The sequence below is a fragment of the Brevundimonas sp. 374 genome (assembly GCF_900102995.1).
Taxonomy (GTDB): Bacteria; Pseudomonadota; Alphaproteobacteria; order Caulobacterales; family Caulobacteraceae; genus Brevundimonas; species Brevundimonas vesicularis_C.
This window is the reverse complement of the sequence record NZ_FNKT01000001.1, coordinates 102,267-124,782: the sequence shown is the minus strand read 5'-3', so window position 1 is coordinate 124,782 and position 22,516 is coordinate 102,267. Positions and strand designations below refer to the sequence as shown.

Annotated in this window: 18 protein-coding genes; 9 read left to right on the top strand and 9 right to left on the bottom strand. The window is 67.8% G+C overall.

Features of this window, described 5'->3' with window-relative positions; translation table 11 throughout:
• The first annotated feature begins 11 nt into the window (after positions 1 to 11).
• Together BLR19_RS00540 and BLR19_RS00535 are read left to right on the top strand one after the other, a co-directional pair.
• Positions 12 to 1,802: an autotransporter assembly complex protein TamA gene (locus BLR19_RS00540; protein WP_091745966.1), complete on the top strand. Its 1,791-nt coding sequence runs from the start codon at positions 12 to 14 to the stop codon at positions 1,800 to 1,802.
• A complete protein-coding gene (locus BLR19_RS00535; protein WP_091745963.1) occupies positions 1,799 to 6,034 on the top strand; it encodes a translocation/assembly module TamB domain-containing protein in 4,236 nt (1,411 codons plus the stop codon). The genes BLR19_RS00540 and BLR19_RS00535 overlap by 4 nt, the downstream gene beginning before the upstream one ends.
• A gap of 21 nt (positions 6,035 to 6,055) precedes the next feature.
• Here the strand turns inward: BLR19_RS00535 and BLR19_RS00530 are convergent, their stop codons facing one another.
• Both BLR19_RS00530 and BLR19_RS00525 read right to left on the bottom strand, forming a co-directional pair.
• Positions 6,056 to 6,397 (bottom strand): arsenate reductase family protein, encoded by a 342-nt coding sequence (locus BLR19_RS00530; protein WP_091745960.1) that lies wholly within the window; start codon positions 6,395 to 6,397, stop codon positions 6,056 to 6,058.
• Positions 6,397 to 6,939, bottom strand: a complete 543-nt coding sequence (locus BLR19_RS00525) for a hypothetical protein (RefSeq protein WP_091745957.1) — start codon at positions 6,937 to 6,939, stop codon at positions 6,397 to 6,399. Before BLR19_RS00525 ends, BLR19_RS00530 begins: the two co-directional genes overlap by 1 nt.
• Before the next feature lie 96 nt (positions 6,940 to 7,035).
• Here BLR19_RS00525 and BLR19_RS00520 point away from each other — a divergent pair, with 96 nt between their 5' ends.
• The 5 genes from BLR19_RS00520 to BLR19_RS00500 are packed head-to-tail and all read left to right on the top strand — an operon-like array spanning position 7,036 to position 13,335.
• Entirely contained in the window at positions 7,036 to 8,286 is a 1,251-nt protein-coding gene (locus tag BLR19_RS00520) for a hydrolase (protein ID WP_091745954.1), read from the top strand.
• Between the two features lies 1 nt (position 8,287).
• Positions 8,288 to 9,295: an arginine N-succinyltransferase gene (locus BLR19_RS00515; protein ID WP_091745951.1), complete on the top strand. Its 1,008-nt coding sequence runs from the start codon at positions 8,288 to 8,290 to the stop codon at positions 9,293 to 9,295.
• The gene (gene astD, locus BLR19_RS00510; RefSeq protein WP_091745949.1) at positions 9,292 to 10,707 is read left to right on the top strand and encodes a succinylglutamate-semialdehyde dehydrogenase; all 1,416 of its coding nucleotides are present in this window, start codon (positions 9,292 to 9,294) and stop codon (positions 10,705 to 10,707) included. The genes BLR19_RS00515 and astD overlap by 4 nt, the downstream gene beginning before the upstream one ends.
• On the top strand, positions 10,704 to 12,041 hold the full coding sequence (astB, locus tag BLR19_RS00505; RefSeq protein WP_091745947.1) for an N-succinylarginine dihydrolase: 1,338 nt from the start codon (positions 10,704 to 10,706) through the stop codon (positions 12,039 to 12,041). The genes astD and astB overlap by 4 nt, the downstream gene beginning before the upstream one ends.
• Positions 12,042 to 12,048: 7 nt before the next feature.
• Positions 12,049 to 13,335: an MFS transporter gene (locus BLR19_RS00500; RefSeq protein WP_091745945.1), complete on the top strand. Its 1,287-nt coding sequence runs from the start codon at positions 12,049 to 12,051 to the stop codon at positions 13,333 to 13,335.
• 6 nt (positions 13,336 to 13,341) lie between these two features.
• Here BLR19_RS00500 and phhA read toward each other — a convergent pair whose 3' ends face one another.
• Positions 13,342 to 14,217 (bottom strand): phenylalanine 4-monooxygenase, encoded by an 876-nt coding sequence (phhA, locus tag BLR19_RS00495; RefSeq protein WP_091748993.1) that lies wholly within the window; start codon positions 14,215 to 14,217, stop codon positions 13,342 to 13,344.
• Positions 14,218 to 14,272: 55 nt separating this feature from the next.
• Entirely contained in the window at positions 14,273 to 14,581 is a 309-nt protein-coding gene (gene hspQ, locus BLR19_RS00490; protein ID WP_091745943.1) for a heat shock protein HspQ, read from the bottom strand.
• 145 nt (positions 14,582 to 14,726) lie between these two features.
• Here hspQ and BLR19_RS00485 point away from each other — a divergent pair, with 145 nt between their 5' ends.
• Positions 14,727 to 15,827, top strand: coding sequence for a Ppx/GppA phosphatase family protein (locus tag BLR19_RS00485; RefSeq protein ID WP_091745939.1), 1,101 nt, complete (start codon positions 14,727 to 14,729; stop codon positions 15,825 to 15,827).
• Here BLR19_RS00485 and BLR19_RS00480 read toward each other — a convergent pair whose 3' ends face one another.
• Genes BLR19_RS00480 through gyrA form a run of 5 tightly spaced genes read right to left on the bottom strand, consistent with a single transcriptional unit; the run spans position 15,828 to position 21,797 of the window.
• Positions 15,828 to 16,703 carry a peptidylprolyl isomerase gene (locus BLR19_RS00480; protein ID WP_217431764.1) on the bottom strand — a complete coding sequence of 292 codons (876 nt, stop codon included), beginning with the start codon at positions 16,701 to 16,703 and terminating at the stop codon, positions 15,828 to 15,830.
• Between the two features lie 26 nt (positions 16,704 to 16,729).
• Positions 16,730 to 17,593 carry a peptidylprolyl isomerase gene (locus BLR19_RS00475; protein WP_091745933.1) on the bottom strand — a complete coding sequence of 288 codons (864 nt, stop codon included), beginning with the start codon at positions 17,591 to 17,593 and terminating at the stop codon, positions 16,730 to 16,732.
• Positions 17,594 to 17,606: 13 nt separating this feature from the next.
• Entirely contained in the window at positions 17,607 to 18,092 is a 486-nt protein-coding gene (gene coaD, locus BLR19_RS00470) for a pantetheine-phosphate adenylyltransferase (RefSeq protein ID WP_017504115.1), read from the bottom strand.
• A gap of 53 nt (positions 18,093 to 18,145) precedes the next feature.
• Positions 18,146 to 18,985 (bottom strand): aminotransferase class IV, encoded by an 840-nt coding sequence (locus BLR19_RS00465; protein ID WP_091745930.1) that lies wholly within the window; start codon positions 18,983 to 18,985, stop codon positions 18,146 to 18,148.
• Between the two features lie 34 nt (positions 18,986 to 19,019).
• Positions 19,020 to 21,797 carry a DNA gyrase subunit A gene (gene gyrA, locus BLR19_RS00460; protein WP_091745927.1) on the bottom strand — a complete coding sequence of 926 codons (2,778 nt, stop codon included), beginning with the start codon at positions 21,795 to 21,797 and terminating at the stop codon, positions 19,020 to 19,022.
• Between the two features lie 122 nt (positions 21,798 to 21,919).
• On the opposite strand from gyrA, the gene BLR19_RS00455 reads away from it, so the two are divergent.
• Positions 21,920 to 22,495: a superoxide dismutase family protein gene (locus BLR19_RS00455; protein ID WP_091745925.1), complete on the top strand. Its 576-nt coding sequence runs from the start codon at positions 21,920 to 21,922 to the stop codon at positions 22,493 to 22,495.
• The last annotated feature ends 21 nt before the right edge of the window (positions 22,496 to 22,516 follow it).

Here is a 22,516-nt window from a genome sequence, read left to right as displayed (position 1 = left end):
AAAGATCGAGTTTGACGTTCAGGCCTACCCTGCTGGTCGCCCTCGCGGCGTTTTCGGCCTGCGCCCATGCAGCGGCGGCGGAACCCCGCGCGCAGATCCGGGGCGACATGGACGGCGATCTGCGGCGGGCGCTGGAGCGGGCCGTGGGCGAGGTTGACGGCGCGCCGGCCAGCCGCTTCGAGGCCCGTCGTCGCGCCGAGAGCGCCGTGACCTCGGCGACCGCCCTGCTGCGGTCCGAAGGCTACTATCAACCGGTCGTCGAAGACATCGTCGAGGGCGAGGAGACGCCGATCGCGGTGGTCTCGGTCGAACCGGGGCGCCGTTTCCTGCTGACCGATCCGACGATCCAGTGGGCCGATCCCGCGCCGGAGGTCCAGGCGGCGGACAAGGCGAAGACTGCGATCGCGCTGAAGGCCGGCGATCCGGGGCGGGCGGCAGACGTCATATCGGGCGAAGGTCGGGCCGTGGCGGCGTTGGTGCGTGACGGCTATGCCGACGCCAAGGCCAATCCGCGCCGTGTCGTGGTGGATCACGCGGCCTTCACCGTCGCGCCGGAATATCGCATCGCCTCCGGCGCGCTGGTGCGTCTGGACGGCGTGCGTCTGACAAGCCAGGGCCGCACTAATCCCGCCTGGGTGGCGGGCCTTGCGCCGTGGAACGAGGGCGATCGCTACGATCCCGAGATGGTCGCGGAGCTGGAACGCCGGCTGCTGGACACCGGCGTCTATGACGGCGTCAGCGTCGCCCTGTCGCCGCTGGATCAGATTACCGCCGACGGTCATCGCCCCGTGGTGGTCAGTCTGCAGGACCGGCCCCGTCGCGTGCTGGAGGCCGGAGCCACCTGGTCGACGGCGGAGGGCGCGGGCGTGGACGTGATCCAGACCCGCTACAATCGCTTCGGCCGCGCCGACACCCTGAGGCTGGAGGCGCGACTGGCCGACATCGACAGCCGGATCGGCGCCGACCTGTCACTGCCCCACTGGCGTCGGCCCGGCCGGACGCTGAAGCTGGGCGCGGCGGTCGTCAACGAGGACACCGACGCCTATCTGCGCACCGCCGTGGTTCTGTACGCCGACCTGCAACAGCGGATCGGCAAGACCTCCTATTTCAACTACGGAATCGGGCTGGACGCCGGGCGCTACAGTGAGACCCGCTACGACTTCACCACCCTGCCCCCGCAGCGTGTGACCTTCGACCGTGATCTGGCCATCATCACCGCGCGGACCAGCGCCTACATCGACCGCTCCAACGATCCGCTGAACCCGACCAAGGGCTGGCGGGTCAATCTGGCGGTTCAGCCGACGGCGGTGACCGGCGAGAGCAACATCCTGTTCCTGCGCACCGAAACGCAAGGCACCGCCTATTTCCCCGTCGCGGGTGATCGCACCATCCTGGCCGGGCGCATGAAGCTCGGCTCCATCGTCGGCGGCAGCGAGCTGAACGTGCCGGCCGACCGTCTGTTCTATTCCGGCGGCGGCGGTTCGGTGCGGGGCTATTCGTACCAGAACGTCAATCCGCAGCTGCCGGACGGCACGCCGCGGGGCGGTCTGTCGCTGTTCGAAACCTCGTTCGAGGTGCGCCAGTCGATCGGTCAGAGTTTCCAGGCCGTCGCCTTCGTCGACGCCGGGTCCGTGGGCTTCCAGGAGACGCCGAACCTGACCAACATGCGCTACGGCGCGGGCGTGGGCGTGCGCTACATGCTGCCGTTCGGACCGATCCGGGCGGATGTCGCCATGCCGCTCAACAAGCGTGAGGGCGATTCCGCCTTCCAGATCTACATCAGCATCGGGCAGGCGTTTTGACCGATACACCGCCCGAAACCACGCCTGAAGACACGACGCCCGCCAAGGCGGCGCGGCCCGCAAAGCCGCGTCGCGGGCTGATCAGACGCATCGCCCTGGGCGTGGGCGTCGTGCTGGCCGGACTGCTGGTGCTGATCGCCGCCGCCCTGGTCGGAGGGCGTTACTACATCGCCTCGGACGGCGGTCGCGACATGGTGCTGCAACGGCTTCAGGACCTGAAGATCAGCCGCTACGGCCGGCTGAAGGTCTATGGGCTGAAGGGCGATCTGCTCAGCGACTTCACCATCGACCGCATCACATTGGCCGACAGTCAGGGCATCTGGCTGGAGGCGAACAACCTCAGCATGGACTGGTCGTATCTGGCCCTGCTGGGCCGCAGCTTCCATGCAAACGACATCAAGGCCGAGACCATTCGCGTCCTTCGTCGGCCCGTTGTCGAGCCGCCCACTGGCGAACCGCCCAGCCCTCAGCCGATCTCGGTCCGCATCGACAAGTTCGCGGCCAACATCGAACTGATGGAAGGTTTTTCCAAGGAATACGGCCGTTGGAGCCTGTCGGGGAGCGCCAGCCTGCCACGCGCCGGGGCCAAGAGCGCGACGGTCAACGCCGACAGCCTGAACCGGCCGGGCGACTTCCTGCGTCTGGCGGCGACCTTCGGGGGCAAACTCGAAGATACGCGCCTGAACCTGCGCGCCAATGAGGCTCAGGGCGGACCGCTGGCCGGCGCCTTGGGCTATTCGCCGGATCAGCCGTTCTCGGCGGTCGCGGTTCTGAACGCGGATGTCGTCAATGCACGGGTCCAGACGGGACAGTTCGTCCCCCTGATCGTCCAGGGCCATTTTGGCGACAAGGGCTCGCGCGTGGCGGGCTTCGCCGACTTCAGCAACTCGGACCTGCTGGCGCCCTTCGTCACGAAGATCGGTCGTACTGCGCGGTTCGGCTTCGCCATGGTCCCGACGCCGGACAAAGCCAGCCAGGGCGTGGCGTGGAAGCTGATTTCCGACAACGTCCAGTCAGAGGCGCGCGGCCTGATCCGCAACTCCGATCGCAGCTCACCCGATGGAATCAGCCTCAACATTCAGACGGCCTCGCTGAGCCGGCTGGTCGGGTCCGATGTGGCCGGACCAGCGGCCTATTCCGGCCTGTTCAAGGGCGACGCCCAGACCTGGACGCTGGACGGCCAGGTCACCCTGCTGAACGCGAATGTCGCCAGCTATCGCGCCACGCGCATCGCCGGACCGCTGAACGTCGCAGTCAAGAACGGCCGCATCGATCTGGACGGCGACATTCGTGCGAACGGCGGATCGGGCGAAGGCATCATCGGCGGTCTCCTGGGGCCGGCCCCGCGCGTACAAATGAAGGCGGCGCGGATGAAGGATGGCGCCATCCTGCTGACCAAGGTCGATCTGCAGGGCCAGGGCCTGACGCTGAACGGCTCGGGCTCGCGCAATCTGCTGGGCGGGATGAACTTCCGCGGCGAGGCGCAACTGACCGACGCCAGACGGGTGCTGCCCGACGCGCGCGGCGCCTTCGGCGGCCCGATCCGGGCCTCGTCGGCGCGGGCCGGCGCGCCGTGGGTGCTGAACTTCGACGGACGGGGCCGCAATCTGACTGTCGGTCTGGACGAACTGGATCGCCTGCTCGGCAAGACGCCGCGCCTGCAACTGGCCGGCAAGCTGAACGGCGGACGCATCGAGGTCGAGCGCGGCGAACTGACCGGCGCGGCCGGGCGCGCGGGGGCCAAGGGCATCATCGAAACCGCCGGCAAGCTGAGGCTGGCGCTGGACTGGAATGCGCGCGGCCCGTTCGCGGCCGGGCCGGTCGAGATCGGCGGCGACATGAACGGACGCGGCGCCCTGACCGGCACCCTGGCCCAGCCGCGCGTCGATCTGACCGCTGGCTTCCAGCAGGTGACGGCCGGCGCGCTGACGCTGAACAACGCCGACCTGACGCTGAGCTTCCGCAAGGGCGCGGATGCGTCGGACGGCCGGATTTCGGTGGTCAGCGGCTCCAACTATGGTCCGGCGCGCGCCTCGGGCAACTTCTTCCTGGGCGGCAAACGCATTCGGCTCAGCGATCTGGACGTGGACGCCGGCGGCGTGACGGCCAGGGGCGCCATCGCCCTGTCCGACAGCATTCCCTCCAGCGCGGACCTGACCTTCTCGGCGCGCGCCGGGGCCTTCCTGGCTTCGGGCGAAGCCAACGGACGGGTGCGGCTGACCGACGGCGGCGGATCGGACAGCGCCATTCTGGACGTCAGCGGCCGCAATGTCCGGCTGGCGGGTCAGAGCTGGATCATTCGCAAGCTGGATCTGGACGGGCGCGGCACCCTCAACAACCTGCCTTTCACCCTGGCGCTGGACGTGGGCGGCCCAAACCCGGCCCAGTTTAACGGCACGGGCGTCTATTCGCGTCAGAACACGACCCACGGCCTGACGCTGCGCGGCGGCGGACGGGTGCGCGAGGTGGCGTTCACGACCCGCAGCCCGGCCTCGATCACTCTGAACGGGGCCACGCGCACGGCGCACCTGGATCTGGGCGTGGGCGGCGGCGTGCTGCTGGCCGACCTGCGTCAGGATGCGCGCGCCGCGGCGATCCAAGCCGACCTGACGCAGGTCGATCTGGGCTCGATCTCTCCCGAACTGCGCGGCAGCGTGACGGGCCAGGTCGCCCTGCGCGGCACCGGCAGCGATCTGTCGGGTACGGCCAATATCGCCCTTCAGAACGTGCGCAGCATCGACGCGCCGCGCGGCCTGGCCGTCGACGGACGCGTGGACGCGACCCTGGCGGGCGACCGGCTGAGCATCAAGGCGACGGCAGTCGACGAGGGCGCGGTTCAGGCCTCGGCTGACGTCGTCCTGCCGGTCGAGGCCTCGGCCGCGCCGCTGCGGCTGGCCATCGCCCGGACGCGCGAGATGTCGGGCCGGGTGTCGATCAATGGGCAGATCCAGCCGATCTGGGACCTGTTCCTGGGCGGCGACCGCAGTCTGGCCGGCCAGGTGGCGGCTCAGGCGACGATCGGCGGGACGCTGAACGCGCCGCGTCTGAACGGCCGGTTCGATCTGAGCCAAGGCTCCTATCGCGAGAATGCGGTCGGTCTGGTGCTCAGCGACCTGACGCTGCGGACCCGGTTCGACGACACAGCCGCCCAGATCGAGACCTTCACGGCCAATGACGGCAAGGGCGGCACGGTGTCCGGCCAGGGCCGCATCGGTCTGCGCCAAGGCTCCGGATCGAACGCGCAACTGACGCTGAGCCGGTTCCGGGTCATCGACAACGATATCGCCGAAGCGCGCGCCTCGGGCCCGATCACCATCGTTCGCGGCGCCGACGGCAACATCCAGCTGGGCGGCCGCATCGACATCGACGAGGCCAAGATCGAACCAGAACTGCCCGGCGCGACCGGCATCGTCTCGATGGATGTGGTCGAGATCAATCGTCCCGGCGGCGATCCGGAGGAGACCGAGCAGAAGGCGCGCGGTCCGCAGATCGGCATGGACATCGTTCTGCGATCCAGCGGCGGCAAGGTGCGGGTCAACGGTCGCGGCCTGAACGTGATCCTGGACGTGAACGCCCGGGTGCGCGGCACGATCGCCCAGCCGCAGCTGACCGGCACGGCCAATGTGGTGCGCGGCGATTATGAGTTCGCGGGCAAGCGGTTTGTGTTCGACGACACCGGTCGCGTCACCCTGTCGACCGATCCCAAGCAGATCCGTCTGAACCTGGCGGCGACGCGCGAGGACGCGGCCCTGACCGCCTCGATCAACGTCACCGGAACGGCCGCCGAACCCAAGATCGCCCTGACATCCACCCCGTCCCTGCCCCAAGACGAAATCCTGTCGCAGGTGCTGTTCGGACGGTCGGCGTCGCAGCTGTCGGCCTTTGAGGCGGCCCAGCTGGCGGCCGGGGTCGCGGCCCTGGCGGGCGGCGGCGGGTTCGACGTGATCGGCAACCTGCGCGAACTGGCGGGGCTGGATCGGCTGTCCTTCGGCGGCGACGCGTCAGCGGTCACGGTTGCAGGCGGTCGCTACATCACCGACGACGTCTATCTGGAGGTCATCGGCGGCGGTCAGAATGGCGCGGCGGTCAAGGTCGAATGGCAGCCTCGGCGCAACGTCGCCATCGCCTCGCAGTTCGGCGGCCAAGGCCAGACCAGCCTGTCGATCCGCTGGCGTCACGAAAGCCGCGAGGCGGGCGACCGTCGTCCGAACCGGGGTGGTCGCAACCGCTAGGCCGCTTTGTCGGAGCTGTCGCTAGAGAACCTCCAGCACCCGCTCCACGGGTCGGCCGATGACGGCGCCCTTGTGGGTTTCGACAATCGGACGTTCGATCAGGATCGGCTGCGTGATCGCTGCGGCCAGGATGGGTTCGTCGTCTGCGCCGGCGTCCAGCAGCGCCTTGGCGTCGGCCTCCTTTTTACGCAGCAGGCCGGACAAACCGAAGCCGGTTTTGGACGCCAACCGTTCAAGCGTCTCGCGATCCCATCCGCTCTTCAGATAGTCGACGACCGTCGGCTCGACGCCCTGTTCGCGCAGAAGAGCGAGGGCGTTGCGCGACGTGCTGCATTTCGGATTGTGGTAGAGGACGACCGACATCACGCCTCCTGCTTCAGGCGATGCAGCAGCATGGCGCCCTGCAGCGACGCGACATAGATCACGCCCGACACGAGCATGGCCGGCCAGGTCGTCAGGTTGATCCACAGCGGAAGGTCCGGCGATGGCAGGGTCCCCAGCAGCCGCATCCCCAGATTGGCCACTACGCTGTAGGCGATCAGCGCCAGCATGATGATCGGGATGGCGCGCGTCATCATGCGCCACTGAACCACCGCCACGACAGCATAGAATAGGACGGAGAAGATCGCGCCAGAGGCGATGGCGAACGGCCACATGACCTTCATCATCTCCTGCTGCATGGCCAACTGATCCGCCGACAGACCCATTTTGGCGTACTCCGCGCTCATCGCCGTCTCGAACCAGCCCGAGGTGAACATCCACCAGGTCGGGATCAGGCCGACGATCAGGGCGATGACCAGGCCGATCACCATCGAGCGTGCCGAACGCTGGGCCTCGGCCATGCCGCGCGGCAGCTTCAGCGGGTTCATGGCGCGGAGCCAAAGGTCAATCTTGTTGCGTTGCATTGGGGCCCTCGTTTCGAGCGGAACCTAGCGGTGATCGGCGACGACTTACAGGCCCCGACCTTCACCTTTGGGGTCGAGGCGTCTAGGGTCCGGCCGATGCGGATTCTGACCTCGGACCAGGCCGTCCTCGACCACGTCGCCGCGCGACGCGAGACGATCATCGGCCGCACCATCGACTGGGCCAACATCAACTCCGGCAGCCGCAACGCCGCCGGTCTGAATGCTGTTCTGGATGTTCTGGAAGCGGCGGCGGGCGCCCTGTCCGCCACCGTCGAACGCCTCCCGACACAGGGCTCGACCACCATCGCCGACGACGGATCGGTGCGGACCGAGGCCCATGCCGACGCGCTGAAGATCACCGCCCGACCGGATGCGCCCATCCAGGTCGTGCTGACCGGCCACTATGACACCGTCTTCCCCGCCGACAGCCGGTTCCAGACCGTGACCACGCGGGCCGACGGCGCCCTGAACGGGCCGGGCGTCGCCGACATGAAGGGCGGGATCAGCGTGCTTCTGGCCGCGCTGGAGGCGTTCGAGACCCATCCTGACAGACACGGCGTCGGCTGGACCGTGCTGCTGAGCCCCGACGAAGAAATCGGCTCACCGGCGTCTGCCCCGCTGCTGGCCGAACTGGGCGCGCGCGGCCATGTCGGTCTGACCTACGAGCCGGCGCTGGCGGACGGCACGCTGGCGGGCGCGCGCAAGGGCAGCGGCAACTATCATCTGATCGTGACGGGTCGCGCCGCCCACGCCGGCCGCGCCTTCGACGAAGGCCGCAATGCTGTGGCCGGGGCCGCCATCATCGCCGCCGCGCTGCACGGACTGAACGGTCAGCACGAGGGCGTCACCGTCAACGTCGCCAAGATTTCGGGCGGGGGCGCGTTGAACGTCGTCGCCGACAACGCCGTGGTGCGGTTCAACGTCCGGGTGCCGGACAAAGCGGCGGCCGACTGGATCGACGCATCCGTGCGGGCCATCGCCGCGACACCGCCGTTCGAGGGCCTGACGCTGGATCTGCACGGCGGCTTCACCCGCGCGCCCAAACCGATGGACGCCGCCCAGACCGCCCTGTTCGAAGCGGTGAAGGAAGCGGGCGCCCTGTTGGGCCAACCCATCGCCTGGAAACCGTCGGGCGGAGTGTGCGAGGGCAACAACCTGCACGCCGCAGGCCTGCCCAATATCGACACCCTGGGCGTCCGCGGCGGCGACATCCATTCGGATCAGGAGTTCGCCTGGCCCGACAGCTTCGTCGAACGCGCGCAGCTCAGCGCCCTGATCCTGTGCAAGATCGCGTCGGGAGAAATCGATGCGGCCAAACTGAAATCCCTGCGGATGGAAACCCTGTAGAATGCTTGTCGTCCGTCCTGCCGGCCCCGCCGATCTCGACCATCTGCTGGAACTGGCCATCCTGTCCGGCCCCGGCTTCACCAGCCTGCCTGAAGATCCCGACGCCCTGGCCGATCGGCTGGAGCTGAGCCAGGCGAGCTTCGAAGGTCGCGTGCCCTGGCAAGAGGCCTGGTACACCCTGATGCTGGAAGACGGCGACACGGGCGACATCGACGGTGTCGGCTCGGTCAAGGCGACGGTGGGGCTGAAGCGACCCTTCTTCTCGTTCCGCGTCGTCAACAACACCGTCCAGTCGCCCTCGCTGGGGGTGAAGCTGGATCATCAGACCCTGGTTCTGGTCAATGAATGCACGGGCTGGACCGAGGTTGGGTCGCTGTTCCTGAAGGCGGATCGGAGAAAGGGCGGCGCGGGCCGTCTGCTCAGCCAGTCGCGATATATGCTGATCGGCGCACAGCCCGAGCTGTTCGCCGACAACGTGTTGGCGGAGTTGCGCGGCGTCTTCACGCCCGACGGCGCCTGCCCGTTCTGGGACCATGTGGCGCACAAATTCTTCCCGATGGAGTTCGACCACGCCGACCGGATGACCGGCTCGACGGACAAGCAGTTCATCCTGGACCTGGCGCCGCGCCACCCGATCTATACCGAGTTGCTGCCCGAGCCGGCCCGCGCGGTGATCGGCAAGGTCCATCCGCAAGGCGTGCCGGCCATGGCCCTGCTGGAAAGCGAGGGCTTCCGGCCCAATGGTCTGGTCGACATCTTCGACGCCGGTCCGACCGTCGCATGCGGGCGCGACAATATCCGGACCGTGCGCGACGCCCGGCGCCTGATGGTCCAGATCGTCGAGGGCGTTGAGGCCGAACTGCCGGCCCTGATCTCGACCGACAGCGTCGCCGCCTTCCGCGCCGTTCGCGCCAAGGCCGACATCGATGGCGAGGCCGTTCGCCTGACCGCCGAAACCGCCGCCGCGCTCAAGGTGCGCAGCGGAGACACTGTGCGAGTAAAATCATGACCCGTTTCACCTCCACCGATCCCGCCACTGAAGCGACCAACTGGGAAGGCGAGGCCGCCAGCCCGGCCCAGGTCCAAGCCGCCGTCGACGCCGCCCGCACCGCCTTCCCCGCCTGGGCCGATGCACCGCGCGCCGAACGGATCGATGCGGTCAAACGCTATCAGGCCGTCCTGAAAGACCGCGCACCCCAGATCGCCGAGGCCATCGCGCGCGAGACCGGCAAGCCGCTGTGGGAGACCAAGACCGAGGCCGCCGCCATGATCGGCAAGGTGGACATCTCGGTCCGCGCCTATGACGAGCGCACCAGCGAACGCACCAGCGACACGGCGTTCGGCCGCGCGACCCTGCGGCACCGACCGCACGGCGTCGCGGCGGTGCTTGGCCCGTTCAACTTCCCCGGCCATCTGCCGAACGGCCATATCGTCCCCGCCCTGCTGGCGGGCGACACGGTAGTCTTCAAGCCGTCGGAAGAAACGCCCCTGGTCGGTCAGGTGATGGCCGAAGCCTTCGCCGCCGCCGATCTGCCCACCGGCGTGGTCAATATGGTCCAGGGGGGGCGTGAGACGGGCGCGGCCCTGCTGGACGCCGGCATCGACGCCCTGATGTTCACCGGCTCGGGCGCGGCGGGCGCGCATTTCCGCAGGAAGTTCGCCGACGATCCTCATGTCATCCTGGCGCTGGAGCTGGGCGGCAACAATCCGCTGGTCGTGTGGGACGCAGCGGACGCCGAGGCCGTCGCGGGCATCGCCGTTCAATCCGCCTTCATCACGACCGGCCAGCGTTGCTCGTGCGCACGTCGCCTGATCGTGCCGGAAGGGCCGCAAGGCGATGCCATCATCGAAGCCATCGCCGCCCTGTCCGACCGGCTGATCTTAGGCCCATGGGACAGCGATCCCGAACCCTATGCCGGGCCGCTGATCTCGGCGCGCGCGGCCGAGGCGGCGCTGAAGGCGTTGCAGGAACGGATCGACATGGGGGCCAAGGTCATCCGCGCCTCGGGCCCCGTCGCCAACCTGCCCGGCGCCTTCGTCAAGCCGGCCATCATTGATGTGACGGGGGTCGATGTGCCGGACGAGGAGATGTTCGCTCCCTTCCTGTCGGTGACGCGCGTCGGGTCGTTCGAGGCGGCGATCCAGGCGGCGAACGCGACCCGCTACGGCCTGTCCGCCGGTCTGGTCAGCGATGATCCGAAGAACTGGGACCACTTCATCCGCCGCATCCGCGCCGGCGTGGTCAACTTCAACCGGCCGACGACGGGCGCCGCCGGTGACATGCCGTTCGGCGGACTGGGGGCCAGCGGCAACCACCGGCCCAGCGCCTATTACGCCGCCGACTATTGCGCCTATCCGGTCGCCAGTTTCGAGGCCGACGCCGTCGCCAACATCGAAGGCGAGATCAAGGGATTGCGATGATTAGCGCTGTCGAGGCCAACGCCGACGGTCTGATCGGGCCGACACATTCCTACGCCGGGCTGTCGCCAGGCAATCTGGCGTCCAGCCTGAACAAGGGCGAGGCGTCCAACCCGCGCGCGGCCGTGCTTCAGGGCCTCGACAAGATGAAGACCCTGGCGGACCTGGGTCTGCCCCAGTTCGTCCTGCCGCCGCATGAGCGACCGAACATTCCCTTCCTGCGGACCCTGGGTTTCACCGGATCGGACGCCCAGGTCCTGGAGCGGGCCTGGCGGAGCGCGCCGTCGTTCGCCGCCGCCGCCTGTTCGGCCTCGCCTATGTGGGCCGCCAACGCCGCGACCGTGACGCCCAGCGCCGACGCCGCCGACGGTCGGGTGCATTTCACGCCGGCCAATCTGCACACCAATCTGCATCGCAGCCTGGAGCACCGGCAAACGAAGCGCGCCTTGGACGCCCTGTTTCCCGATACCAGCCGGTTCGCCGTCCATGACGCCCTGCCCGCGGTCGCGCATCTGGCCGACGAAGGCGCCGCCAACCACGTCCGCCTGTGCGCCCAACATGGCGGCCGCGGCGTCAATCTGCTGGTCTGGGGTCGCGAGGCGTTCGAGCCTTGGGACGGCCCCTTCCCGGCCCGTCAGACGCGCGAAGCGTCGGAAGCCATCGTCCGGCGCCACGAAGCCGGACGGCCGGTCCTGGCCCAGCAATCCCGCGCCGCCATCGCGGGCGGCACCTTCCACAACGATGTGGTCTGCGTCGGGGCGCTGGACACCTTGTTCTTCCACGAGCTGGCGTTCGAGGACACGGCCGCAACCCAGGCCGCCATTCGCCGCGCGGCCGATGGTCTGTTCGAGCCGATCTTCGTCGAGGTCTCGTCCGCCGACCTGCCGCTGGCCGATGCGATCTCGAGCTATCTGTTCAACTCCATGCTGATCCAGGTTCCGGGCGAGGATCGACTGACCCTGATCTGTCCGACCGAGACCCGCGACAACCCACGCAGCCATGCGGTGGCGCAAGCGCTGGCCGCCTCCAACGGTCCGATCGGAAGGGTGCAGTATGTCGATGTGCGCCAGTCGATGCGCAACGGCGGCGGACCGGCCTGCCTGCGGCTGCGCGTCGTCCTGACCGAGGCCGAGCTGGCGGCGACGAACCCGGCCATGCGCCTTACGGACGACCTGCATGCGCGTTTGTCGGATTGGGCCGGGCGCTGGTACCGCGACGAACTGCGCCCCGCCGATCTCGCCGACCCCCACTTGCTGGTCGAAAGCCGCAGCGCGCTGGACGAACTGACGACGATCCTGAACCTCGGAACCGACTTCTACCCCTTCCAGAGAGGCTGATCCGGCCATGACGACCACAGCGCCCATGAGCCCCGCCCGCCGATTGAGAAATATCGTCGGCGGATCGGCCGGCAATCTGGTGGAGTGGTTTGACTGGTACGCCTATGCGGCCTTCACCCTGTATTTCGCGCCCGTCTTCTTCCCCAGCGAAGACCCGACGGCGCAACTGCTGAGCGCCGCCGCCGTCTTTGCGGTGGGCTTCTTGATGCGGCCCATCGGGGCATGGATCATGGGTGTCTATGCCGACCGCAAAGGTCGCAAGGCGGGGCTGACCCTCTCGGTGACCCTGATGTGCACGGGTTCGCTGATCATCGGCGTGACGCCCGGCTATGCCACCATCGGCCTGGCGGCGCCGGCGCTGCTGCTGTTCGCACGGCTGTTGCAGGGGCTGAGCGTCGGCGGGGAGTACGGATCCAGCGCCACCTATCTGTCCGAAATGGCCGAGCCGCATCGCCGCGGCTTCTGGTCCAGCTTCCAGTACGTCACCCTGATCTCGGGTCAATTGATCGCCCTGCTGCTGTTGATCGTGCTGCAGAACACGCTCAGCGAGACGGCGCTGGCGTCATGGGGCTGGCGCATTCCCTTCTTCGTCGGCGCGGGCTTGGCGGTCGTCGTCTTCTGGCTGCGTCGCCGGCTGGACGAGACGCATAAGGCGACCGAGGCCAAGGACGCCCCGAAATCCAGCGCCGTGCAGTTGATCCTGAAACACCCGAAAGAGGCGTTGATGGTGCTGGGCCTGACGGCCGGCGGCACCTTGGCCTTCTACACCTACACGACCTACCTCCAGAAGTTCCTGGTCAATACGAGCGGGTTTTCCAAGAACACGGCGACCGAAATCAGCGCGGCGGCCTTGTTCATCTTCATGCTGCTTCAGCCGGCGGTCGGCGCGCTGTCGGACAGGGTGGGACGGCGTCCCGTGATGATCGCTTTCGGCGTGCTGGGGGTGTTGTGCACCGTGCCGATCATGACAACCCTATCGACGGTCGAGAACCCGTTCGGCGCCTTCCTCTTGGCACTAGCTGGGCTGGTTATCGTGTCGGGCTACACCGCGATCAATGCGGTGGTGAAGGCCGAGCTGTTCCCCGCCCACATCCGCGCCCTCGGCGTCGCGCTGCCTTACGCCATCGCCAATGCGGTGTTCGGAGGCACGGCGGAATATGTGGCGCTCTGGCTAAAGGGCGCGGGCGTCGAGAGCGTCTTCTTCTGGTACGTGACCGGGATGATCGGGCTGTCGCTGCTGACCTTCATCCGCATGCGCGACACCAAGCATAACAGCCTGATCACCCATACCTGAAGCCGATCAGGCCGCGAACCGCCCGCCGCGTTGGGCATAGGCCTGGGTGCCGCGGGTGAAGACCTGGTCGGTCGGCAGGACGGTTTCGATGGCGAGGTCGTCCTTGCCTTTCAGCGCCGCATAGACCGGCCCGAAGTCCTTGAGCGTCTCGTCCTTCAGGGCTTCCAGGCTGTCGATGACGAAATAGACCTGCTGGAAGTCGTCAATCCGGTAGAGGGTCCGCATCACCCGCTCCAGCTCGAAGCCCAGGCGGTTGGGCGACGGATCGTCCAGAGCAAAGACGCTCTCCGTCGCCGAGGAGACGATGCCGGCGCCATAGATGCGAAGGCCGTCCGCCTCCTTCATCAGGCCGAACTCGACCGTATACCAGTACAGGCGCGCCAGGTTCGGCAGCATGCCCAGGCCGGCCGCCCGCTGACCGCCCTTGCCATAGGCCTCCATGTAGGCGGCGAAATCGGGGTCGGTCAGCATCGGCACGTGGCCGAAGACGTCGTGGAAGATGTCGGGTTCCTGGAGGTAATCCAGCTGGTCCGGCTTGCGGATAAACTGGCCCGAGACGAAGCGGCGATTGGCCAGATGATCGAAAAAGACCTCGTCCGGGACCAGGCCCGGCACGCAGACGACCGTCCAGCCGGTCAGGGCCTGAAGCTTGGGATTGATCACGTCGAAGTCGGGAATGCCGCCCGCGTTCAAATCCAGCGCGTCCAGTCCCCGCATGAAGGCGTCGCAGGCGCGACCGGGCAGGATCTTCATCTGCCGGGCGTAAAGCGTGTCCCAGGTCTGGTGCTCGACCTCGGTATAGGCGGCCCAGTTCTGGGGAATGGTCCAGTCGGCGGCCGCGCCCTCGGGCGGCTTTTCGAAGACGTGTTCGAAGTCGGACATGGCGTATTCCTCTTTTGCCGCCATCCTAGCCCGGAGCCGCCACGGCTTCCAACCGTCAGTGCAGACGTTCATCCAGCGGTGCGTGGTGGCCCATGCCGTCGGTGGTGAACCACCGCTCGGCGTCGTCGGTCAGCAGCACGGAATCGCCATCTTCGAGAGCGCCCTCGGCGGCGTAGGCGACAAAGCCGCCATCATCGCCCAAGGCGAAGACGCGGTAGAAGGGCTGGTCCGGCCTGACCAGGCCGCTTTCACCGGCCGGTCCCTCATAGGCGTGATCGACATCCATCACGACGCCACGAAAGGCGTCGTCGCGGTGGCGGACGATCTGGCCGATAGCGAAACGTGCGGTCTGAATGCGGGTCATCGCACTTCATACGATTCAGCGCATGACCCTAATGCCTGCCGGTCTGTTCATCTTCCTGACAGAATGGCTTGGCGCGGACGATCTTGACGGGTTAGGCTGACCAAGACGGGCGCCGCTTTGGACCGCCCACAACGGATGACGGCCCATGCCGGAGACCCACGGCGCGCCCCGATGGCGCGACGAGCGGTCCCAGCCTTCCCGTTCGCGGGATGCGTCGGGTCGAGATGCGCCGCTGTATGGCGCGCTCGATCTGGGGACCAACAATTGCCGGCTGCTGATCGCGCGGCCGTCACGCGAAGGCTTTCGCGTGGTCGACAGCTTCAGCCGCATCGTGCGGCTGGGCGAAGGGCTGTCGCGGACGGGCCTTTTGGACCCGCGCGCCATGGACCGGGCGTATGACGCCCTGGCCCTGTGCGCCGAGCGGATCGTGCGTAAGGGCGTCGATTCGGCGCGACTGAGCGCCGTCGCCACCCAGGCCTGCCGCGCGGCCGAGAACGGCGCCGACTTCATCGACCGGGTGCGCAAGGGCACGGGCCTGCGCCTGCGGATCATCGATCCCGCCGAAGAGGCGCGGCTGGCGGTCGAGGGATGCCTGAACCTGATCGACCCCAAGGCCGAGGCGGTGCTGGTCATCGATGTCGGCGGCGGCTCGACCGAGATGTCGTGGCTGAAGCGCAGCGGGACCGACTGGACGACCACCGCCTGGATGTCGGCGCCGGTGGGGGTCGTGACCTTGGCCGAGCGGCATCCCGAGCCCCCGAACTCCGGCGAGGACTGGTACGAGGCGATGGTCGCCGACATGGGCGCGGCTATTGCAGCGGGCGGGATCGTCGACGAACCGATGCTGGACCTGTTTCGGCAGAACCGGGCGCATCTGGTCGGCACATCGGGCGCGATCACCAGCTTGGCCGGCATTCATCTGAATCTGCCGCGGTACAATCGAGACCGGGTCGATGGCTTGTGGATGACGCGCGCCGACTGCGAGGCGGCGGCGGATCGCCTGAAGGCGCTGGGCCCGGACGGCCGGGCGCGCGAGGCCTGCATCGGTCCCGATCGGGCGGACCTCGTTTTGGCGGGCGCGGCCATCCTGGAGGCCGTGCAACGCGCCTGGCCGTCGGAGCGGGTGCGGGTCGCGGATCGCGGCCTGCGCGAAGGCCTGCTGCTGCAACGGATGCGCGAAGACAAGAAGCCGCCGAGGGGACGGCGTCGTCGGCGCGGACGGGGGCGGCCGGCCCCCGCCGCCTGATCAGGCCGCCGGCGTGACGCGCACCGGCAGTTCGATGTCGCAGACCGAGAAATCCGCGCCACGCGCCTGACGCGCCTGCTGCGCCAGGGTCTGGAAGGTGGCGGAGTTGGTGTTGAGCACGGCCGCCGTCGGACGTTCGGCCGCGGGCAGATCCGACGCCACGCGAACGCGGGTCATCTGATCCGGTCCCTGGACCAGACCATCCGGCGTGTCGCTGGCCTTCAGCGATCGCACGACGTCCAGACCGGACACGACCCGGCCCCAGACGGTGTAGCGCTTGTCCAGCGCGGGATAGGCCTGACGCATCAGAAAGAACTGGCTGTTGGCGGTGTCATTGCCCTCGTCACGCGCCATGCCCGCGACGCCCGGGCAATATAGCGCCCAACCGTGCACCTTCTTGTCGCTGGTGCCGGACATCAAAGCGTCGGGCTGGGTCTGGACCGGGATGGAATCGACGAAACCGACCAAGGCGCCGACCGGAGCCGCCACCGGAGTGAAGGCCATGTCCGCGCCACGGCGGAAGGTGAACTCGGCCTTCAGGTCGGGATACCAGCTCTGCCCCTCGCCCGTGCCCAGCGGATCGCCGGTCTGGGCCATGAACCAGTCGATCACCCGGTGCCAGACCAGGTTGTCGAAGAATCCGCGCGACGCCAGCAACTTGATGCGTTCGACATGGGCGGGCGCGATCTCGGGCGCCAGTTCGACCAGAACCCGCCCCTTGTTGGTGTCGATGACCAGCAGGTTCTCGGGCGCGATGGTCCTCCATTCACCGGGCGGCGGCGGAGGCGCGGGAACGGCGGTCGCGTCTTGCGCCAGGGCGGCGCCCGCCGTGGCAGCCAGCACGGCCGCCGCCATCGCCATCGTTCGTATCGTCATCATCCCCTCCCCCGTTTGCGAAAGCCTCAGCCGCCAGTCACTTCGGCGACCGGCTGAACATCGCAGACGCTGAAGGCGGCGCCGCGCGCGGCGCGCGCCGTGGCGATCCGTTCGGCGAAGGCGGCGCTGCCGGCGTTCAGCACGCGCACCGTCGGACGCTCGGCTTCGGGCAGGGCCGAGGCCATGCGGACGCGGGTCATGGTGTCGGGATCGGTCACCTTGCCGTCCTCGGCGTCCGAACCCTTCTTCAGCTTGCCGACCACGTCGAGGCCGGACACCACCCGGCCGAAGGCGGTGTAGATGCCGTCCAGCTGTTCGCGCGCGCCCATCATCAGGAAGAACTGGCTGTTGGCGCTGTCAGGCGAACCCGAGCGGGCCATGCCCAGCACGCCGGGACAGAACAGGCCGTGGGCGTCGACCTTGAAGTCGGCGGTGACCATCATTTGGGCGTCGGGTTGGGTCTGGACCGGCAGATCGCCTACCAGACCGCGCACGCCCGCGCCGACGCTGGGCACCGCGACAAAGCCGGCGTCGCGCCCACGACGGAAACTGAACTCGGCCTTCAGGTCCGGCAGCTCGCTGCCGCCCTCACCCGTGCCCTTCGGATCGCCAGTTTGCGCCATGAAATCAGGGATGACGCGATGGAACTTCAGACCGTCGTAAAAGCCTTGGTTGGCCAGGGTGCGGATGCGTTCCGCATGGTTGGGCGCAGCGACGGGGATCAGTTCGACCAGCACCCGGCCCTTCGACGTATCGATAACCAGCAGGTTTTCCGGCGCAATGGTCCGCCAGTCGGACGCCGCCGGCGCCGTCTGCGCCACAGCCGGAGCCTGGGCCGCGCCAGCCGCGAGAAGAGCGGCGACGGTCGCTGCGATGATGGCCTTACGCATGGTCTTGTCTACCCTAACCGTTCTTTACCTTGGCCCGCACGCGCTCGGCGATGGCGGGGCTGACGAAACTGTCGATCGCGCCATCCAGTCGGGCGATCTCCTTGACGAGCCGCGAGGCGATCGCCTGATGGCGCGGATCGGCCATCAGGAATACGGTCTCGATGTCCTGATTGAGGCGCTGGTTCATGGCCGTCATCTGGAACTCGTATTCAAAGTCGGCGACGGCGCGCAGCCCCCGGATGATGACGCTGGCGTCCAGCTCTTCGGCGAAATGCATCAGCAGGGTAGAAAACGGCTGGACCACGATGTCGCCGCCGAGGGGCGCCATCTCGGCCTTCAGCATCTCGACCCGCTCGGCGGTGGAGAATAGCGGCCCCTTGTCATCGTTCTGGGCCACGCCGATGACCAGCCGATCGACCAGCTTCAGCGCGCGCTTGATGATGTCGGTATGCCCGTTCGTCACCGGGTCGAAGGTGCCCGGATAAAGTCCGATGCGCATGCGTGTCTCCCCGGCCTGTCGCGTGGCGTCAGCGTCGTTTAGCAGGTGCGAAATCAGCGGCCTAGCCGGCTGACGCCTTCGTCATCGTGATGCGCTGCGATGGGCTGCGGCGCCTGGGCGCTCCAAGCCGCTTCGACCTTGGCGAGCAGGGCCGGGTCATTGGCGAACGAGACATCGTCGATGGCGATGATCGGGCAGACGGGCGTGGCGCTGTTGCACAGGAAAGCGCCGTCGAAGGCGCCGATCTCGTCGAGACGGATCGGCCGCGTTTCGCTGGTCAGCCCGACGTGGGACAGCCCGCGCGTGATCAAGGCCTGGGTCACGCCCGCCAGCATCGGGGCCTGGGGCCAGACGATCCGGTCGCCCCGGACAAAGCCGATGTTCCACAGCGTGCCTTCGGTGACCCGCCCTTCGCCATCAACAAACAGGGCGTCGTCAAACCCGGCGGCGCGCGCGGCGCGGCGGGCCCGAATCAGGCCGAAGGTGGCGAGATGCTTCAGATGCGGCGCGTCGCGCTCATAGGGCATAGCGGTGATCCGCACCCGGTTCGCCAGCGGCGGCGGCGCAGGGGAGACACTGGTCATCACCTTCGGTCTGCCGACATAGGTCGGGTTGCGATGGCCGATCTCCGGCGAGAACAGGCTGACGCGCAGCCAGCAGGCGTCACGACCGGCGACCGCCAGCGCCATCAGACGCCGAAACTCCGCCTCGCCGGGGCTTTCGCCGAACAGTTCGACGGCGGCCTGCTCCAGACGCGCGAGGTGGAGGTCGAGGCCGCGCGCGGCGCCATCCTCGACGCGGAAGGAGGTGTAGGCGCCGTAGTTGACCAATGCCTGGTGCGCCAGGTCGTCAGGCGTGGCGGGAAGGCCGTCGATCAGAATCGTCGCGCTCAAACGACCCTCCCCTCTCCCGCTGGGCGGAGGCCGATCAGACCTCGCCGCCGTCTTCTCCGCCGACATCGGCATCATCTGCGCCGCCGCTTTCCGGCAGACGTTCAACCGAGACGACCTTCTCGTCCTTGCCGGTGCGGAAGATGGTGACGCCCTGGCTGGAGCGGCCGACGATGCGGACCTGGTCGATGCGCGTGCGGATCATCTGACCGCCCGAGGTGACCAGCAGCAGGTCGTCCGTCTCCTCGACCGGGAAGGCCGCCGCCAGACGCGTGCCGGCGCGACCGCCCAAACCGTGGGCCGTCAAACCCTGGCCGCCGCGCCCCGTACGACGATACTCGTAGGCCGAGGATCGCTTGCCGAAGCCGGTCTCGGTGACCGTCAGGATGAACTGTTCGGCGGCGCCCAGTTCGGCAATCCGCTCCACGGTCAGAGCCGCATCCGCGACCTCGTCTTCAGCCTCGACCGGGGCCGCGGCATCCTCTTCCGCTTCCGCGCCGGCCAGGGCCTTGCGCATGGCGTTAGCGTGTTTGACGTAGGCGGCGCGTTCTTCCGGCGTCGCGTCCACACGGCCCAGGATGGCCATGGAGATGACCTCGTCGCCGTCCTGCAGCCGCACGCCCCGGACGCCAGTCGAATCCCGGCCCTTGAACACGCGCACGTCGTCGGCCTTGAACCGGATCGCGCGGCCCAGCGCCGTCGTCAGCAGCACATCGTCGTCCGCCGTGCACAAGCCGACGCCGACCATGCGGTCAGAGCCTTCCAGCTTCATGGCGATCTTGCCGGCGCGGTTCACGGTGGCGAAGTCCGACAGCTTGTTGCGCCGCACGTCGCCGCTCGAAGTGGCGAACATGATGTCGTAGTCGCCCCAGGTCGTTTCGTCCTCGGGCAGGGGCAGGACGTTCATGATGCTGTCGCCCGGCTCGATGGGCAGCAGATTGACGAAGGCCTTGCCCCGCGATTGCGGATTGCCCAACGGCAGACGCCAGGTCTTCAGCTTGTAGGCCTTGCCGTTGGTGGCGAAGAACAGGACCGGGGTATGGGTCGAGGCGCTGAACACGCCGGTGATGGCGTCCTCGTCCTTCATCGACATGCCGCTGCGGCCCTTGCCGCCCCGATGCTGGGTCCGATAGGCGTTCAGGGCCACGCGCTTGACGTAGCCGCCATGGGTGACGGTGACGACCATGTCCTCGCGCGGGATCAGGTCTTCATCCTCCATCTCGCCGTCGCCTTCCCCGATCAGGGTGCGACGCGGAACGGCGAACCGATCCTTCACGTCGATCAGGTCTTCGCGGATGATGGCCAGGACGTTCTTGCGGTCCGACAGGATGGTCAGGTGGCCCTGGATGGTGTCGGCCAGGCCGTGCGCCTCGCCGAAGATGTCGTCGCGGCCAAGACCGGTCAGACGCGACAGGGTCAGGGCCAGGATGGCGCGGGCCTGTTCATCGGTCAGTTTCAGGCTGTCGCCATTTATCACGACGCTGCGCGGATCGGCGATCAGTTCGACCAGGGCCATCATGTCGCCGACGGGCCAGGCCTTGGCCTGCAGACGCTCGCGCGCCTCGGTCGGATCGGCCGACGAGCGGATGATATGGATCACCTCGTCGATATTGGCGACGGCGACGGCCAGACCGACCAGGACGTGGCCGCGATCACGGGCCTTGTTCAGCTCGAACTTGACGCGGCGAACCACGACCTCCTCGCGGAAGTCGAGGAAGATCTGCAGCAGTTGGCGCAGGCCCATCTGCTCGGGCCGGCCGTGGTTCAGCGCCAGCATGTTGACGCCGAACGAGCTCTGCATCGCGGTATAGCGCCACAGCTGGTTCAGGATCACGTCGCCGGACGCGTCGCGCTTCAGCTCGATGACGATCCGCATGCCTTGGCGGTCGGATTCGTCGCGAACGTCGGAAATACCTTCCAGCCGCTTCTCGCGCACCATTTCGGCGATGCGTTCGATCAGGGTCTGCTTGTTGACCTGATAGGGCAGTTCGGTGACGACGATGGCCTCGCGGTCCTTGCGGATCTCCTCCACCGAGGCGCGGCCGCGCACGACGACCGAGCCGCGACCGTCGCGCAGGGCGTTGCGCGGGGCTGTGCGGCCCATGATCTCGCCGCCGGTCGGGAAGTCCGGACCGGGCACGATGTCCAGCAGGGCGTCGTCGGAGACGTTGGGATCATCCAGCAGGGCCAGGGCCGCATCGACGACCTCGCCCAGATTGTGCGGCGGGATGTTGGTCGCCATGCCGACGGCGATGCCGCCCGCGCCGTTGACCAGCAGGTTCGGGATCCGGCTGGGCAGAACGACCGGCTCCAGCTCCTTCTCGTCGTAGTTCGGCTGGAAATCGACCGTGTCCTTGTCGATGTCGGCCATCAGGGCGACGGCGGCCGGGGCCATCCGGGCTTCGGTGTAACGCATCGAGGCGGGCATATCGCCGTCGACCGAACCGAAGTTGCCCTGGCCGTCGACCAGCATCAGCCCCATCGAGAAAGGCTGCGCCATCCGCACCAGGGCCATATAGACCGAGGCGTCGCCGTGGGGGTGGAACCGGCCCAGCACGTCACCGACGACGCGGGCGCATTTCGAATAGCTGCGCTCGGGCGTCATGTTCAGGTCGTGCATCGAATACAGGATGCGACGGTGAACCGGTTTCAGCCCGTCCCGGGCGTCTGGAAGCGCGCGCGAGACGATCACGCTCATGGCGTAGTCGAGGTACGAACGCTTCAGTTCGTCCTCGATCGTGATCGTGGAAATGTCGGAGCCGCCGCCTCCCGGAACGATCGGAGATGCGGCGTTTTCGTAGCTGTCGTCGGTCAATGAAGCGTGGCTTTATGCGGCCGGAATCGGAACGTGATCCGCTGTGACGATTTCTAGCATTCCAGGGCCTCGGTGGCAAAGCGACGTCGCCGTGAAAGCCCGTCTCTGAAAGGACTTTCGACATGCGCGCCACCCGCCTCGCCGCCGCCCTTCTCCTCGCCTCCCCCTTGGCCCTGACAATCGCCTGCGCCGCGACCGGAAACGCGCCCCAGGCGGCCGTCGAACGCGCCCCCGTCGGCGCGACGGGGCAAGCCGTTCTGATCAACGCCTCAGGCGCCAATATCGGCCGCGTCGACCTGCGTCAGGGGCCGACCGGCCTGCTGATGAAGATCGAGGCTTCAGGCCTGACGCCCGGTTGGCACGGCATCCACATCCATGCGACCGGCGAATGCGCCGCGCCGTTCACCTCGTCCGGGGCCCACATCAACCACGGCGAGCCCAAGGCTCCGCATGGCCTGCTGAACGCCGCCGGGCCGGACGACGGCGACCTTCCCAACGTCTGGGCCGGTGCGGACGGCAAGGTGAACGCCGAGCTGTTCACGACCCGCGCCCGGATCTCGTCCGAAGGCCCCGGCCAATGGCTGTGGGACGCCGACGGCTCGGCCATCATCATCCACGCCAACCCCGACGACCATTCGACCCAGCCCATCGGCGGCGCCGGCGACCGGGTGGCCTGCGCGGCGCTCAGCGCAAGCTAAGTCTTTCTCCGAAACGGAAGA